Here is a 13643-nt window from a genome sequence, read left to right on the forward strand (position 1 = left end):
CAGGCGATGCAGCAGCGCGCCGACTTCCTGGCCGAACAGGGACTGGCCGAGCGGCGCGGGCAGCGCGTGATCCTGGCGCGCAACCTGCTGGGCACGCTGCGCAATCGAGAACTGGCGCAGGTCGCCAAGGACATCGCTGCGGAAACTGGCTTGGAACACCGCCCGACGGCGGACGGGCAGCGCGTGGCTGGCATCTACCGCCGGAGCGTGATGCTCGCCAGCGGACGGTACGCGATGCTGGACGACGGCATGGGGTTCAGCTTGGTGCCGTGGAAGCCAGTGATCGAGCAGCGACTGGGGCAGCAGCTTGCGGCGACGGTGCGTGGCGGAGCGGCCTCATGGGAAATCGGGCGTCGGCTTGGAGTTTCTTTGAGCTAGTCACTTGAGGCTATGCGCCCCATGAACATGACCCCTGCGCGTTGCTGGCTCGTGCACCTGGCGCGATGCTGAGGACAGTTCGGTCAAGATGCCGCACTGACTGGCCTGCTGGGATTCCCGGCAGCTTTCCCGCAAGGTCTTGAGTTGTCGTTCCAGCGCTTTCAATTCCTTGATGCGAGTAGCCACATGGTCTATGTGCTCGTCGAGCAGGTCATTCACCTGGGCGCAGTTCTCGTGCGGAGCATCCTTGAAGCGCAATAGAACCCGGATTTCATCCAGTGTCATGTCCAAACCCCGGCAGTGCCGGATGAAGGACAGTCGGTCAACGTGTTCTTCTGCGTACATGCGGTAGTTGCCATCTGTACGGGCCGTTTCTGGTAGCAAGCCTTCACGCTCGTAGTACCGGATCGTCTCTACCTGGGTATGTGCGGCCTTAGCCAGTTCGCCGATTTTCATAGCTTCATCTTGAGCGGTCGCGGGTTTTTCTCCAAGGCTCATTGTAGGCGCTTGACTCTGTAGTGGGTACAGGGTTTCCAATTTGCCTGAAAAGGAGAATTTCATGAACTCTGCCCGCCAACGCCAACACGCTGACCCTGCCTGCTGCGGGAGTGGCTGTGCAACAGTGCCTGCGGTGCCCGAGCCAACAGCGTCTGATGGAACGACTATCGAGCCGCAACGCTTTCGCATAGCGAACATGGACTGTGCCTCGGAGGAGTCGGAAATCCGCCGGGCGCTGGAAGGCATGGCGGGGATTCGCAGCCTGCGATTCAACCTGGGGGATCGAGAGCTTGCCATTGCCGCCGATGACCACGCGCTGCCCCAGGCCCTGGAAGCGATCCGCAAAGCGGGTTTCAAGCCAGAACCCCTCGGCGCGAAGAATGTCCAGCGCTTCCGCATTGCGAATATGGACTGTGCCTCGGAGGAGTCGGAAATCCGCCGGGCGTTGGACGGCATGGCGGGAATTCGTAGCCTGCAATTCAATCTGGGCGAACGCGAGTTGGCCATTGCCGCCGATGATCCTGTCTTGCAGCAGGCGCTGGACGCAATCCGCAAGGCAGGCTTCAAGCCGGAACCTCTTGGCGACACAGGCTCGTCGGCTGCTGCGGTTGCCTCGCCAACGGGCTTCTGGACGAGATGGGGCAAATCGCTGGGCGCCCTTGGGTTGGCTGTGGCGGCCGAGGGCTTGGCATTCGCCTTTCCAGACAGCGTACCTGTCAAGGCGCTGGGAATGGCGCTGGCCGCGGCGGCCATCGCGCTGTCGGGTTTCTCGGTTTACGGCAAAGGGCTGGCTGCACTGCGGCAGGGCCGCTTGAACATCAATGCCCTGATGACCGTGGCCGTGACCGGCGCTTTCCTGATCGGCCAGTGGCCCGAAGCGGCGATGGTGATGGCCCTGTATGCGATTGCGGAAGCCATTGAGGCCCGCGCCGTGGATCGGGCGCGCGGCGCCATCAAGAGCCTGCTGGCGCTCGCGCCGGAGCAAGCTGAAGTGCGTCAAGACGATGGCAATTGGGTGCGCATGGGAGTCAAGGAAGTCACCGTGGGCACGACCGTGCGTATTCGCCCCGGCGAGCGCGTTCCGCTGGATGGCATCGTGAGCCTAGGTCAGAGCGCTATTGACCAGTCCCCCGTGACCGGCGAAAGCTTGCCGGTGGACAAGAGCCCCGGCGATGAAGTCTTCGCCGGCACCATCAATCAGGCTGCGGCGTTGGAAATCCGTGTCACGGCCCCCGCGTCCGACAGCACGCTGGCGCGGATCATCCACGCCGTTGAGCAGGCCCAGTCTTCCCGTGCGCCCACGCAGCGTTTCGTGGATCGCTTCGCCGCCGTCTACACGCCTGCGGTGTTCGTCCTGGCCGTTGCCGTTGCGTTGTTGGCGCCCTGGCTCATGGGGCTGACCTGGACGCAGGCCGCCTACAAGGCCCTGGTGCTGCTGGTCATCGCCTGCCCTTGCGCCTTGGTGATTTCCACGCCCGTCACCGTCGTCAGCGGTTTGGCCGCTGGGGCGCGGCGAGGCATCCTGATCAAAGGTGGTGTGTACCTGGAAGAGGCGCGCAAGATCAAGGCCGTGGCGCTGGACAAGACCGGCACCATCACCGAAGGCAAGCCCAAGCTGGTGGCTTTCGAGCCCGTGGACACAGGACTCGGCCAGCAAGCCCTGGAGGGGTTGGCCAAGAGCCTCGCAGCGCGGTCGGATCATCCAGTGTCCAAGGCCATTGCGGACGGCGTGTCGTCCGCCACGCAAGAAGTGGATGAGTTTCAGGCTGTTGCCGGGCGCGGCGTGCAGGGGGTGATCGACGGCCATACCTATGTGCTGGCTAACCACCGCTGGATTGAAGAGCGCGGGCAGTGTTCGGCTGACCTCGAAGCCCGCCTTGCAGTGCATGAGCAAGCTGGCCGCACCGTCACGTTGTTGGCCAGCAGCGAACGGGTCATGGCCATCTGTGCAGTAGCCGACACCATCAAATCCTCATCCGCGCAGGCCGTGGCCGACCTGAAGGCATTGGGCGTGACGCCGGTGATGTTGACGGGCGATAACCTGGCAACGGCGCAAACCGTCGGCACCCAGGCGGGCATCGCCGAGGTGCGTGGCAACCTGCTGCCCGAGGACAAGTTGCAGGCCATCGGAGAGCTTCAGCAGCGCTTGGGCGTCACGGCGATGACCGGCGACGGCATCAACGACGCCCCCGCGCTGGCGAAGGCTGACATCGGCTTCGCTATGGGCGGCGCTGGCACCCACACCGCGATGGAGGCTGCCGATGTGGTGGTCATGAATGACGACCTGCGCCGCCTGCCCGAAACGATCCGGCTGTCCAAGCGCACCCACGCCGTGCTGTGGCAGAATATCGCGCTCGCGCTGGGCATCAAGCTGGTGTTCCTGCTGCTGGCCATCTTCGACGATGCCTCCATGTGGATGGCCGTGTTCGCCGACATGGGGGCGAGCCTGCTGGTGGTCTTCAACGGACTGAGGCTGCTTAGGCAGCGGGCAGGTCAGTAAAACCGAATATGGAGTGTTGAAAATGGGAATCCTGGATCGAATTCTTGGCGGGCATGGCGGCGGCCACGGCGGGGGGCATGGCAGTTCCCACGGGCATGGCAATAGCCACGGCCACGGTGGCCCCAGCAGCCACGACTGGGGGCGCAATCCGGCGCCTTCGGCCAGCGGCATCACCTGCCCGCAATGCAAAGCGATCAATCCGCAAGGCGCTCGCTTTTGCGGCCAGTGTGGGACATCGCTGGTGCCGGCTTCATGCACGAAGTGCAGCAGCACCATTCCGAGCGGTGCGAAATTCTGTGCCCAGTGTGGCAACGCGGTGATCTGAGTCATGGCGATCTCGGCCTGGATTTACACCTTGATCCCGGCAGCGGCCGCCATCATCGGCACCGCAGTCGCGGTGAACGTGCGCCCTGGGCCAACGCTGGTCAGCGCGATTCAGCACTTCGCCGCTGGCGTTGTGTTCGCGGCGGCGGCCGGCGAAATCCTGCCCGACATCATGCATCGGGGCTCGCCTTGGGCAACGTTGATCGGCGGCGGAATCGGCGTCGCCACCATGCTGCTGGTAAAGCACTTGGAGGCATTGGCGAAAGGGCCAGCCGGTCTATTGACAGTGATCGGCATCGACATCCTGATTGACGGCCTGGTGCTCGGCATCGGGTTTGCGGTCGGCCCGAAGGTCGGCCTGCTGCTGACCATCGCCCTAACCATCGAGGTGCTGTTTCTTGGCTTGACGGTGGCGACGGAACTCGGCGAGAGCGTTCGCTCCCGTGCCAGGGTCGTCTGGATCACGGCTGCGCTCGTGCTTTTACTGCCAATCGGAGCTTTACTCGGAGCGCCGGTGGCGTTGTTACCCAGCCCCATCGTGACCGGCTTCTTCGCCTTTGGTCTGATTGCGCTGCTCTACCTTGTGACCGAAGAATTGTTGGTTGAAGCGCACGAAACACCGGATCGTCCCTGGGTAACGGCCATGTTCTTTGCCGGCTTTCTGGCCCTGCTTCTGCTTGAGGAAGGCATGGGCTAGTCGTCCAAGTGCCTGTAAAACTGTGAATTCAAGTCTGTAGCTGCTACACTGTTGACCTTATGCGCAAATGGCTGGCCATCGTTCTGTTGGTGCTCATGCCGCTCCAATTCAGTTGGGCGGCAGCGGCCAGCTATTGCCAGCATGAAACCGGGGCTGCGGCCAAGCACTTCGGCCACCACGCGCATCAGCACAAGGCGGCCGACGGCAAGGATGCCAGCCCTGATCCGGCCAAGACCCTGGGTGGCGATCCTGATTGCGCGTCCTGTCATGCCGGGTGCTTCTCGGTCTTGTCAGGGGATGTGAAGCTGGCGTCGCCAGTCAGCCCGTCCCTGGTTACGGGGTATCCCCCGGAGCACCTTGCTGCGCCTCCACCTGAACGTTTAGAGCGCCCTCAGTGGCGTGTCCTCGCCTGATCGGCGGGGAGCGCGTTCCTTTCCCTTCGTCCTCACCCCTGCCGTCGCGCATGGCGCGCTACGGTATCCAGCCGGCTTCGCGCGGCTGATGTGATGACGTTGCTGGCGATCATCTGGATTGCCCCCCGCCGATTCCCTTGTGTATTTCAAATCACTGGAGAATCGGATGCTGAAGGATATTCACAATTACAACGCGAGGGCGGTTGCGGCAGGCTTGCTCCTTGCGCTCATGACGGGGACGGCTTTCGCTCAGTTATTGCCGACGGCACCAGCTCTTGGGCAGAGCGCCAACGGCGTAGAGCAGATTGAAGCAGCAACGCCCCTGACCCTGCAAAAGGCCGTCGCGCTGGCTTTGGAGGCGAATCTTGACCTGACTGTCGCCCAACGGGAGATCGAGGCCGTGGAGGGCCAGGTAATTCAGGGACGAGTACGTCCTAATCCCGAGCTGGCGTACTCGCTCGAAGACCAACGCACGCCAACCCGCACGCAAAGCGTCCAGATCAATCTGCCCATCGAGCTGGGGGGCAAGCGCGCTGCCCGCATTGCCGCGGCAGAGCGAGGGCGTGACGTCGCAGTTGAAGAACTGAACACGCGGCGCGTCGAAATTCGCGCCGCTGTGGTTGCCGCCTTCTTTGAGGCGCTGGCCGCCCAGGATCGCACGGCCTTAGCCCAGGACAGCGTTGACCTGGCCAGGCAAGCGACGGATGCCGTTGCCAAGCGCGTGACGGCGGGCAAGGTGTCCCCGGTCGAAGAAACCAAGGCTCGGGTGGCCGAAGCCGGCGTGCGGGTTGAACTGGCACAGGCGCAGAGCGAACAACGCAGTGCCCGCGCGCGGCTGGCTAGTTTGCTCGGGGCCAACCCGCCGCGTTTCACCCAGGTAGCGGGCAGCGTGGATGATCTTCCCAACGTCCCTTCGCTGGATGACATCCAGCAGCGCCTGTCGGCCTCTTCGGCACTGCGCCGGGCGCAGTTGGAGATCGAACGTCGCCGGTCGCTGGCCGACGTGGAGCGCAGCAAGCAGACGCCCGACGTCACGGTCAGCCTGGGCGTGAAGCGCCCGTACGAGCTTGCACGCAATCAGTTGATGCTTGGTGTTTCCGTGCCGCTGCCTTTGTTCGACCGCAATCAGGGCAACTTGCTGGAAGCGTTGAAGCGCGAAGACAAGGCGCGGGACGAACTCCAGGCGCTGAACGTGCGCCTGAGCACGGAGGTGCTGCAAGCCCGCGAACGGCTGGCGTCGGTTCGCGGCGAGATCGACATATTGCAGCGAGAGGTGCTGCCAGGGGCCAAGAGCGCCTATGACGCGGCCACCGTGGGCTTTGGTTACGGCAAGTTCAACTACCTGGAAGTGCTGGACGCGCAACGCACCTACTTTGCCGCCAAGTCCCAGTACCTCAAGGCGCTCGCCGATGCGCACCGCGCGGCGGCGGACATGGATCGCGTGATCGGCGCATCCGAATCCACGACCACCCTGCCTGCAAACAAGGAATGAACATGAAACCCGAAACGAACAAACTGAACGTCGGCAAGAAGCAGTGGTTTGCCATCGCCGTGATCGCCGCAGTGGGCATAGGACTGGGCAGCGCCATTCTCGGCGGCAAGACGGATAAGAGCGCCGAGGGCGAGGGTCACGGCAGCCACGTTGAAGCCAAGGCCCACAGTGATGGTGAGCATCACGACAAGGCAAGTGGTGACCAGCACGACCACGACAAGGGCCATGCGGACGGTGAGCACCACGAAGGGCCGAGCAAGGGGGTGCATGGCGGCAAACTGTTCAATGAAGGGGATTTCGGATTGGAGGCGTTGCTCGCGGAGGAAGGCGGTGAGCCTCGTTTGCGAATCTGGCTCTATGACAAGGGCAAACCACTTGCCAGCAACACTGCAAAGGTCAGCGCCACCGTCACGCGCTTGACCGGCGAGAAGCAGGCGCTCAACTTCGCGCCTGACAAGGACAGCCTGCTGAGCCGCGAGGTCGTGCCGGAGCCGCACGCGTTCGAGATCAGCATCGTTGCCCAGACAGCCAACGAACCCTTCATGTTCGTCCTCAACCAAGAGGAGGGGAAAGTCGAACTCAGTGATGCACAAATCAAAGCGGCATCCATTAGCATCGACACGGCTGGCGCGGCACGAATCAAGTCAGCCTTGCAATTGCCCGGGGAAATTCGCTTGAACGAAGACCGGACTTCGCACGTTGTCCCACGCATTGCAGGAGTGGTCGAGAGCGTTCAGGCCAGTCTGGGTCAAGCAGTCAAGAAGGGACAGGTTCTCGCAGTCATTGCCAGCCCGGCTGCGTCTGAGCAGCGCAGCGAGTTGCAGACAGCACAAAAGCGTCTGGCCTTGGCCAAGACCACGTTCGAGCGTGAAAAGCGGCTCTGGGAGCAGAAAATTTCCGCCGAGCAGGACTACCTACAAGCAGGGCAGGCGTTAAACGAGGCGCAAGTCGCTGTGGCCAATGCTCAGCAGAAGCTGTCGGCCTTGGGGTTGAGCGCGGGATCTTCGGGAGGGCTGAATCGCTTTGAGTTGCGCGCCCCGTTCGATGGCCTGGTGATTGAAAAGCATCTCAGCCTGGGTGAGGCCGTCAAGGAAGACGCCGCCGTGTTCACCGTGTCCGATCTGGGACAGGTCTGGGCTGAAATCAACATACCTGCCAAGGACTTGCCACTGGTCAGGGTCGGCGAAAAGGTCACCATCAAGGCAACGGCATTCGATGCCAGCGCGCAAGGCACCATCACCTTTGTTGGCGCGCTGATTGGCGAACAAACCCGCATGGCCAAGGCCCGCGTGGTCTTGTCCAACCCCCAAGGCGCTTGGCGTCCCGGCCTGTTCGTCAATGTGGAAGTGATCGCGTCCGAAACCGCCGTGCCAGTCAGCGTGGCTAGCGACGCTATTCAGAGCGTGAGGGACAAGCCGGTCGTTTTCGTCAAGGTGAAGGACGGCTTTGTGGCCCAGCCTGTGCAGTTGGGTCGCAGCGATGGCAAGCGGGTCGAGGTACTGCAAGGTCTTCAAGCAGGGGCGGCATATGCGGCCGCAGGCAGTTTCGTCGTGAAGTCAGAGCTTGGCAAAGCCTCTGCCGAACACACCCATTGATGCCGGAGCAACGCACATGTTTGAAAAACTTATTCGCGCGGCCATCGAGCACCGATGGCTAGTGTTGTTAGCCGCCATTGGCATGGCCGCCGTCGGCGTGTTCAGCTACCAGAAGTTGCCCATCGACGCCGTACCCGACATCACCAACGTCCAAGTGCAGATCAATACCCAGGCGCCGGGCTATTCACCGTTGGAGACCGAGCAACGGGTGACTTATCCCATTGAAACCGTGATGGCGGGCCTGCCCAACCTGGAGCAAACCCGCTCTCTTTCGCGCTACGGCCTCTCGCAAGTGATCGTGATCTTCAAGGACGGCACCGACATCTACTTCGCGCGCCAGTTGGTCAATGAACGCATCCAGGAGGCGCGGGAAAAACTGCCTTCCGGCATCACGCCTGCGCTGGGGCCGATCTCCACCGGCCTGGGGGAGATTTACCTGTGGACGGTCGAGGCGAAGGACGGTGCGAAGAAACCCGACGGGATGCCCTACACGGCAACAGACCTGCGCGAGATTCAGGATTGGATCATCAAGCCGCAGTTGCGCAACGTGCCCGGTGTGACTGAAATCAACTCGATTGGCGGTTATGCCAAGGAGTATCAGATCGCACCTATACCCGCTCGCCTGGCTTCGCTCGGCGTTACCCTGCAAGACATCGTGACGGCACTGGATCGCAATAACGGCAACGTGGGTGCGGGCTATATCGAGAAGCGCGGCGAGCAGTATCTGATCCGGGCGCCCGGGCAGGTCAAGACGCTGGAGGACATTGGCAATGTCATCCTCAGCAGCGCGGGCGGTGTGCCGATCCGGGTGCGCGACGTGGCGGACGTGGGGATGGGGCGCGAACTGCGCACCGGCGCCGCCACGGACAACGGCCGCGAAGTGGTGCTGGGCACGGTGTTCATGCTCATCGGCCAGAACAGCCGCACGGTGTCGCAGGCCGTGGACAAGAAGATGGTGGAGATCAACCGCAGCCTGCCCGAGGGCGTGCATGCGGTGACGGTGTACGACCGCACCGTGCTGGTGGACAAGGCCATCGCCACGGTGAAGAAGAACCTGCTGGAAGGCGCGATCCTGGTGATCGTGATCCTGTTTCTGTTCCTGGGCAACATCCGTGCCGCCATCATCACGGCGACGGTGATTCCCCTGTCGATGCTGTTCACCTTCACCGGCATGGCGCATTACAAGGTGAGCGCCAACCTGATGAGCCTGGGGGCGCTGGATTTCGGCATCATCATCGACGGGGCGGTGGTGATCGTCGAGAACTGCGTGCGCCGACTGGCCCATGCGCAGGCGCACCAGGGCAGGCCCTTGACGCGGGCGGAGCGCTTTCACGAGGTGTTCCTGGCATCGAAGGAATCACGCCGCGCGCTGCTGTTCGGGCAACTCATCATCATGGTGGTCTACCTGCCCATCTTCGCCCTGACGGGGGTGGAAGGGAAGATGTTCCACCCGATGGCGTTCACGGTGGTGGCTGCACTCGTGGGGGCCATGATCCTGTCGGTGACTTTCATCCCGGCAGCGGTCGCCCTGTTCATCGGCCATCGGGTCAGCGAGACGGAAAACTTCCTGGTCGTGCAGGCCAAGCGCTGGTATGGCCCGCTGCTGGATCGCGTGATGGCGGCCAAAGCAGTGATGCTGGCGGCAGCCGCCGTGGCGGTGGTGCTGTGCGGTTTGATCGCCACCCGCATGGGCAGCGAGTTCGTGCCCAGTCTGAACGAAGGCGACTTCGCCATCCAGGCGCTGCGCATTCCGGGCACCAGCCTTTCGCAATCGGTTGCGATGCAGCAGCAACTGGAAGCCACGCTGAAGGCCAAGTTCCCCGAGATCGACCGCGTTTTCGCGCGCACCGGCACGGCCGAGATTGCCTCCGACCCCATGCCGCCGAACATTTCCGACGGCTACATCATGCTCAAGCCCGTGTCCGAGTGGCCCGAGCCGCGCAAGTCGCGCGACGAATTGCTGGCGGCCATTCAGGATGTCGTGGGCAAGGTGCCGGGGAACAACTATGAGTTCTCGCAGCCGATCCAGTTGCGCTTCAACGAACTCATCTCGGGGGTGCGCAGCGATGTGGCGGTGAAGATTTTTGGCGACGACATGGATGTCCTGAATAAGACGGCCGAGGAGGTCTCGTCCATGCTGCAGAAGATTCCCGGCGCTTCCGAAGTCAAGGTGGAGCAGACCACCGGCTTGCCGATGCTGACCGTGAACATCGACCGCCAGAAAGCCGCGCGCTATGGGCTGAACGTGGCCGACATCCAGGACGCCGTGGCCACCGCCATCGGTGGGCGCGAGGCCGGCACGCTGTTCGAGGGCGACCGCCGCTTCGACATTCTGGTGCGCTTGCCCGAGTCCTTGCGTAATGACTTGGAAAGCATGAAGCGCCTGCCGATTCCTCTGCCGCGCGCAACGGGTGGCGCGGGCGGCGGCGAGGGCCGAACCAACTTCATCCAACTGGCCGAGGTGGCGAGCTTCGAGCTGGCGCCCGGCCCCAACCAGATCAGCCGGGAAAACGGCAAGCGCCGCATCGTGGTCAGCGCCAACGTGCGCGGCCGTGACGTGGGTTCCTTCGTGGCCGACGCCGAGGCAGCGCTGGCGCAAGTCAAGATTCCCACTGGCTATTGGACGAGTTGGGGCGGCACGTTCGAGAACCTGCAATCCGCCACGCAGCGCTTGCAGATCGTCGTGCCAGTGTCGCTGCTGCTGGTCTTCGTGCTGCTGTTCGCTATGTTCGGCAATGTCAAGGACGGCTTGCTGGTCTTCACCGGCATTCCGTTTGCACTGACCGGCGGCATCCTGGCGCTGTGGCTGCGCGACATTCCGCTGTCCATCTCCGCCGCCGTGGGCTTCATCGCGCTGTCAGGTGTGGCCGTGCTCAATGGCCTAGTGATGATTTCCTACATCCGCAGCTTGCGCGAGGACGGAACGCCGCTGGATGAAGCCATCCGCGAGGGCGCGCTGACACGCTTGCGGCCGGTGCTGATGACGGCCCTAGTGGCGTCGCTGGGTTTCATCCCGATGGCCATCGCCACGGGAACGGGCGCGGAAGTCCAACGGCCTCTGGCCACCGTGGTTATCGGCGGCATCTTGTCGTCCACCGTACTGACGCTGCTCGTGTTGCCAATTCTGTATCGGCTGGCTCATCGCCCGGACGAGCAAGAAGAGGATGTCACGGCAGAGCCCGCACATGAGGGCGTAACCGCTTGAAAGGAACAACGATGAACGCCGTTACGGCACCACGACAGACTCCTTCGAGCTTTACAGGGACATCGACTCATGGAATTTCGTCACCTTCGGTACTTTCTGGCCGTTGCCGAGGAGCTGCACTTCGCCCGCGCTGCGGAGCGGCTGCATATCGAACAGTCACCACTGTCGCGCGCCATCAGGGAATTGGAAGAAGAGTTGGGCGCACAACTGTTCGTGCGTACCAGCCGCAGCACGCGCCTGACGCTTGCGGGCAAGCTGCTGATGGAGAACGCGCCTCGCGTGCTGTTGGCGCTGGACCAGGCGCGTGAGAGCGTGAAGGCAGCGGCCAATGGCTTTCACGGCCGGTTGCGCGTGGCGCTGTCCGACGGCATCACCCCCTCGCGCTTGCCGGCGCTGCTGGCGCGCTGCCGCGAGGAAGACCCGGAGATCGAGATCCGCCTGTTCGAGGTGCCGCTGGCCCAGCAGCTCAGCGGCCTGCGTGACGATCTATACGACGTGGGCTTCTCGATGGCCGACGAGGTGGGCGACGGCATCATCATCGAACCCGCCTGGGAGGATGAGCTGATGGTCGCCATGCCCGCGCGCCATGAACTACTGGCCCACAAGCGGGTACCGCTGGATGAAGTGCTGCAACATCCCCTGGTGCTGGGCGACCCGGCAGTTTGCGAAGGCCATGCCAAGCAGATCGACCGCATCCTGCGCAAGCAGGACCGGGAGCCCTTGATCGAACAGTACGTCGCCACGTTCGACGTGATGATGACTTTCGTGTCGGCCGGCTTGGCGCTAGGGCTCGCAGGCGCCGCGCACATCGCTTCCAGCCGCGAGCCGGGCGTGGTGGGCCGACCGCTCGCGGGAAAGTCGCCCATGCTCACTACCTATCTGCTGCGCCGCGACGCCGAGCCGTCGCAGGCGCTAGCCCGCTTTATCGAGCGGGTCGAAGCCCTGGGACCGGGAGACGCTTAGCCATTGGCCCCGTTTCACTTCGGAGGATTCAAGCCATGAACCTATCCAAGATCATCGCTATGTCGTCGCTAGCAGTTCTGCTGGTCGCCTGCGGCAAGTCTGAGCCGTCCAAGCCCGCTGCCGTGCCCAGCGTGGAGGAACTGGCTGCTGACCCCGTGCGTTTGCGAGAACTGCGCCAGCAGTGCAAGACGGATCGTCCGACGATGGGCGACGTGCTGTGCAACCGAGTGGCCGAGGCGACGAACCGACGTTTCCTGGGCGACGGCAAGGTGCCTTATACGCCACCGAAGGAACCGCCGAAGTTCTGATGGTCGGCTTGCCGCAACGCACCTGCGCGTGCCTGCGCCTTTTTGCGCGCTGCGCAGCAGCGCGCTCATTGTGGCGGTCTTTCGCCCCAGTTCTTCCCTGCCGGAAACCATGTTTTTTGCGGCATCAACCTGCCGATAACGGTCTTTGACCGGCACGCCCAGCGGCACTGATCCTCACGAGGGCGGCACATGCCTGTGCTGCGATCGGAGGCTGGATGATGCAGGGAACGAACGTGCTGTTCGGTCAGATTGCCGTGGTGTTCGGCATCGTGATCGCTGGGGTGTGGAGCGCCACGCAATGGACAGCGGCGGCCCTGGGCTACCAACTACGCCTGGGCTCGCCGTGGTTCGATTTCCTGGACACACCGGTCTATCACCCGTGGCGGTTGTTCGAGTGGTGGTTCTTCTTCGATGCCTACGCGCCGCGCGTGTTCGATACCGGCGGCGCCATCGCGGGCGGCAGTGGCCTACTGGCGGTTGTGGTCGCCATCGGCATGTCGATCTGGCGCTCGCGCCAGTCGCGCCTGGTCACGACCTATGGCTCGGCCCGCTGGGCCAATGTGGAGGACATTCACAAGGCGGGCCTTGACCACCCTGCGGGCGTGTTCCTCGGCCTGCATCGCCAACAGTACCTGCGGCATGAAGGCCCGGAACACGTCCTGACCTTCGCGCCTACGCGCTCGGGCAAGGGCGTGGGCCTCGTGGTGCCGACGCTGCTTTCCTGGCCTGCATCCGCCGTCATCCACGACATCAAAGGCGAGAACTGGCAGATCACCGCCGGTTGGCGCTCGCGCTTCTCGCATTGCCTGCTGTTCAACCCCACCGATGCGAAGTCAGCGGCCTACAACCCGCTGCTGGAGGTACGACACGGCGCGCATGAGGTGCGCGACGTGCAGAACATCGCGGACATTCTGGTCGATCCCGAAGGCGCGCTGGAGAAGCGCAATCACTGGGAAAAGACTTCGCACGCGCTGCTGGTCGGGGCCATCCTGCATGTGCTCTACGCGGGCGAAGACAAGACGCTGCGCGGCGTCGCCAACTTCCTCTCCGACCCGGCCAGCCCCTTCGAGTTGACGCTGCACCGGATGATGACCACGCCGCACCTCGGCGATGGGCCTCATCCGGTGGTGGCCTCGGCTGCGCGCGAAGTGCTCAACAAATCGGACAACGAGCGTTCCGGCGTGTTGAGCACCGCCATGTCGTTCCTCGGCCTGTACCGCGATCCCACGGTGGCCCAAGTCACGTCGCGGTGCGATTGGCGCATCGCCGA

At 63.2% G+C, this 13643-nt stretch carries 12 protein-coding genes; 11 read left to right on the plus strand and 1 reads right to left on the minus strand.

What is annotated here, in order from left to right:
• Positions 1 to 378 (plus strand): DUF3363 domain-containing protein (locus QZ709_RS02770; protein WP_294635825.1); only part of this gene is annotated, 378 nt, incomplete at its 5' end.
• Here the strand turns inward: QZ709_RS02770 and cadR are convergent.
• Positions 379 to 834: a Cd(II)/Pb(II)-responsive transcriptional regulator gene (gene cadR, locus QZ709_RS02775; RefSeq protein ID WP_013517151.1), complete on the minus strand. Its 456-nt coding sequence runs from the start codon at positions 832 to 834 to the stop codon at positions 379 to 381. It lies immediately after the preceding gene.
• A gap of 238 nt (positions 835 to 1072) precedes the next feature.
• On the opposite strand from cadR, the gene QZ709_RS02780 reads away from it, so the two are divergent.
• The 10 genes from QZ709_RS02780 to traG all read left to right on the plus strand — a co-directional run.
• Positions 1073 to 3376, plus strand: a complete 2304-nt coding sequence (locus tag QZ709_RS02780; RefSeq protein ID WP_294635826.1) for a heavy metal translocating P-type ATPase — start codon at positions 1073 to 1075, stop codon at positions 3374 to 3376.
• A gap of 22 nt (positions 3377 to 3398) precedes the next feature.
• The gene (locus tag QZ709_RS02785; RefSeq protein ID WP_294635827.1) at positions 3399 to 3701 is read left to right on the plus strand and encodes a zinc ribbon domain-containing protein; all 303 of its coding nucleotides are present in this window, start codon (positions 3399 to 3401) and stop codon (positions 3699 to 3701) included.
• A gap of 9 nt (positions 3702 to 3710) precedes the next feature.
• Positions 3711 to 4397, plus strand: coding sequence for a transporter (locus QZ709_RS02790; protein WP_366937135.1), 687 nt, complete (start codon positions 3711 to 3713; stop codon positions 4395 to 4397).
• A 59-nt stretch (positions 4398 to 4456) separates the two neighbouring features.
• Positions 4457 to 4810: a cation efflux protein, CzcI family gene (gene czcI, locus QZ709_RS02795; RefSeq protein ID WP_294635829.1), complete on the plus strand. Its 354-nt coding sequence runs from the start codon at positions 4457 to 4459 to the stop codon at positions 4808 to 4810.
• 166 nt (positions 4811 to 4976) lie between these two features.
• Positions 4977 to 6302: a TolC family protein gene (locus tag QZ709_RS02800; RefSeq protein ID WP_066787370.1), complete on the plus strand. Its 1326-nt coding sequence runs from the start codon at positions 4977 to 4979 to the stop codon at positions 6300 to 6302.
• Positions 6303 to 6304: 2 nt separating this feature from the next.
• A complete protein-coding gene (locus QZ709_RS02805; protein WP_142082053.1) occupies positions 6305 to 7897 on the plus strand; it encodes an efflux RND transporter periplasmic adaptor subunit in 1593 nt (530 codons plus the stop codon).
• 16 nt (positions 7898 to 7913) lie between these two features.
• A complete protein-coding gene (locus QZ709_RS02810; RefSeq protein ID WP_294635830.1) occupies positions 7914 to 11102 on the plus strand; it encodes a CusA/CzcA family heavy metal efflux RND transporter in 3189 nt (1062 codons plus the stop codon).
• Positions 11103 to 11171: 69 nt separating this feature from the next.
• The gene (locus tag QZ709_RS02815) at positions 11172 to 12065 is read left to right on the plus strand and encodes a LysR substrate-binding domain-containing protein (protein WP_009523286.1); all 894 of its coding nucleotides are present in this window, start codon (positions 11172 to 11174) and stop codon (positions 12063 to 12065) included.
• Positions 12066 to 12100: 35 nt separating this feature from the next.
• Positions 12101 to 12373, plus strand: a complete 273-nt coding sequence (locus QZ709_RS02820; RefSeq protein WP_009523287.1) for an EexN family lipoprotein — start codon at positions 12101 to 12103, stop codon at positions 12371 to 12373.
• Between the two features lie 218 nt (positions 12374 to 12591).
• Positions 12592 to 13643, plus strand: a 1052-nt coding sequence (gene traG, locus QZ709_RS02825; RefSeq protein ID WP_294635831.1) for an IncP-type conjugal transfer protein TraG, incomplete at its 3' end; no start/stop codon positions are given.

This window comes from uncultured Aquabacterium sp. (assembly GCF_913773725.1).
GTDB lineage: Bacteria > Pseudomonadota > Gammaproteobacteria > Burkholderiales > Burkholderiaceae_C > Aquabacterium.

Bases quoted from the DNA above. Each gene is read 5' to 3' on its own strand.
- cadR (WP_013517151.1), bottom strand. From the start codon at position 834: ATGAAAATCGGCGAACTGGCTAAGGCCGCACATACCCAGGTAGAGACG.
- QZ709_RS02780 (WP_294635826.1), top strand. From the start codon at position 1,073: ATGGACTGTGCCTCGGAGGAGTCGGAAATCCGCCGGGCGCTGGAAGGC.
- QZ709_RS02785 (WP_294635827.1), top strand. From the start codon at position 3,399: ATGGGAATCCTGGATCGAATTCTTGGCGGGCATGGCGGCGGCCACGGC.
- czcI (WP_294635829.1), top strand. From the start codon at position 4,457: ATGCGCAAATGGCTGGCCATCGTTCTGTTGGTGCTCATGCCGCTCCAA.
- QZ709_RS02800 (WP_066787370.1), top strand. From the start codon at position 4,977: ATGCTGAAGGATATTCACAATTACAACGCGAGGGCGGTTGCGGCAGGC.
- QZ709_RS02805 (WP_142082053.1), top strand. From the start codon at position 6,305: ATGAAACCCGAAACGAACAAACTGAACGTCGGCAAGAAGCAGTGGTTT.
- QZ709_RS02810 (WP_294635830.1), top strand. From the start codon at position 7,914: ATGTTTGAAAAACTTATTCGCGCGGCCATCGAGCACCGATGGCTAGTG.
- QZ709_RS02815 (WP_009523286.1), top strand. From the start codon at position 11,172: ATGGAATTTCGTCACCTTCGGTACTTTCTGGCCGTTGCCGAGGAGCTG.
- QZ709_RS02820 (WP_009523287.1), top strand. From the start codon at position 12,101: ATGAACCTATCCAAGATCATCGCTATGTCGTCGCTAGCAGTTCTGCTG.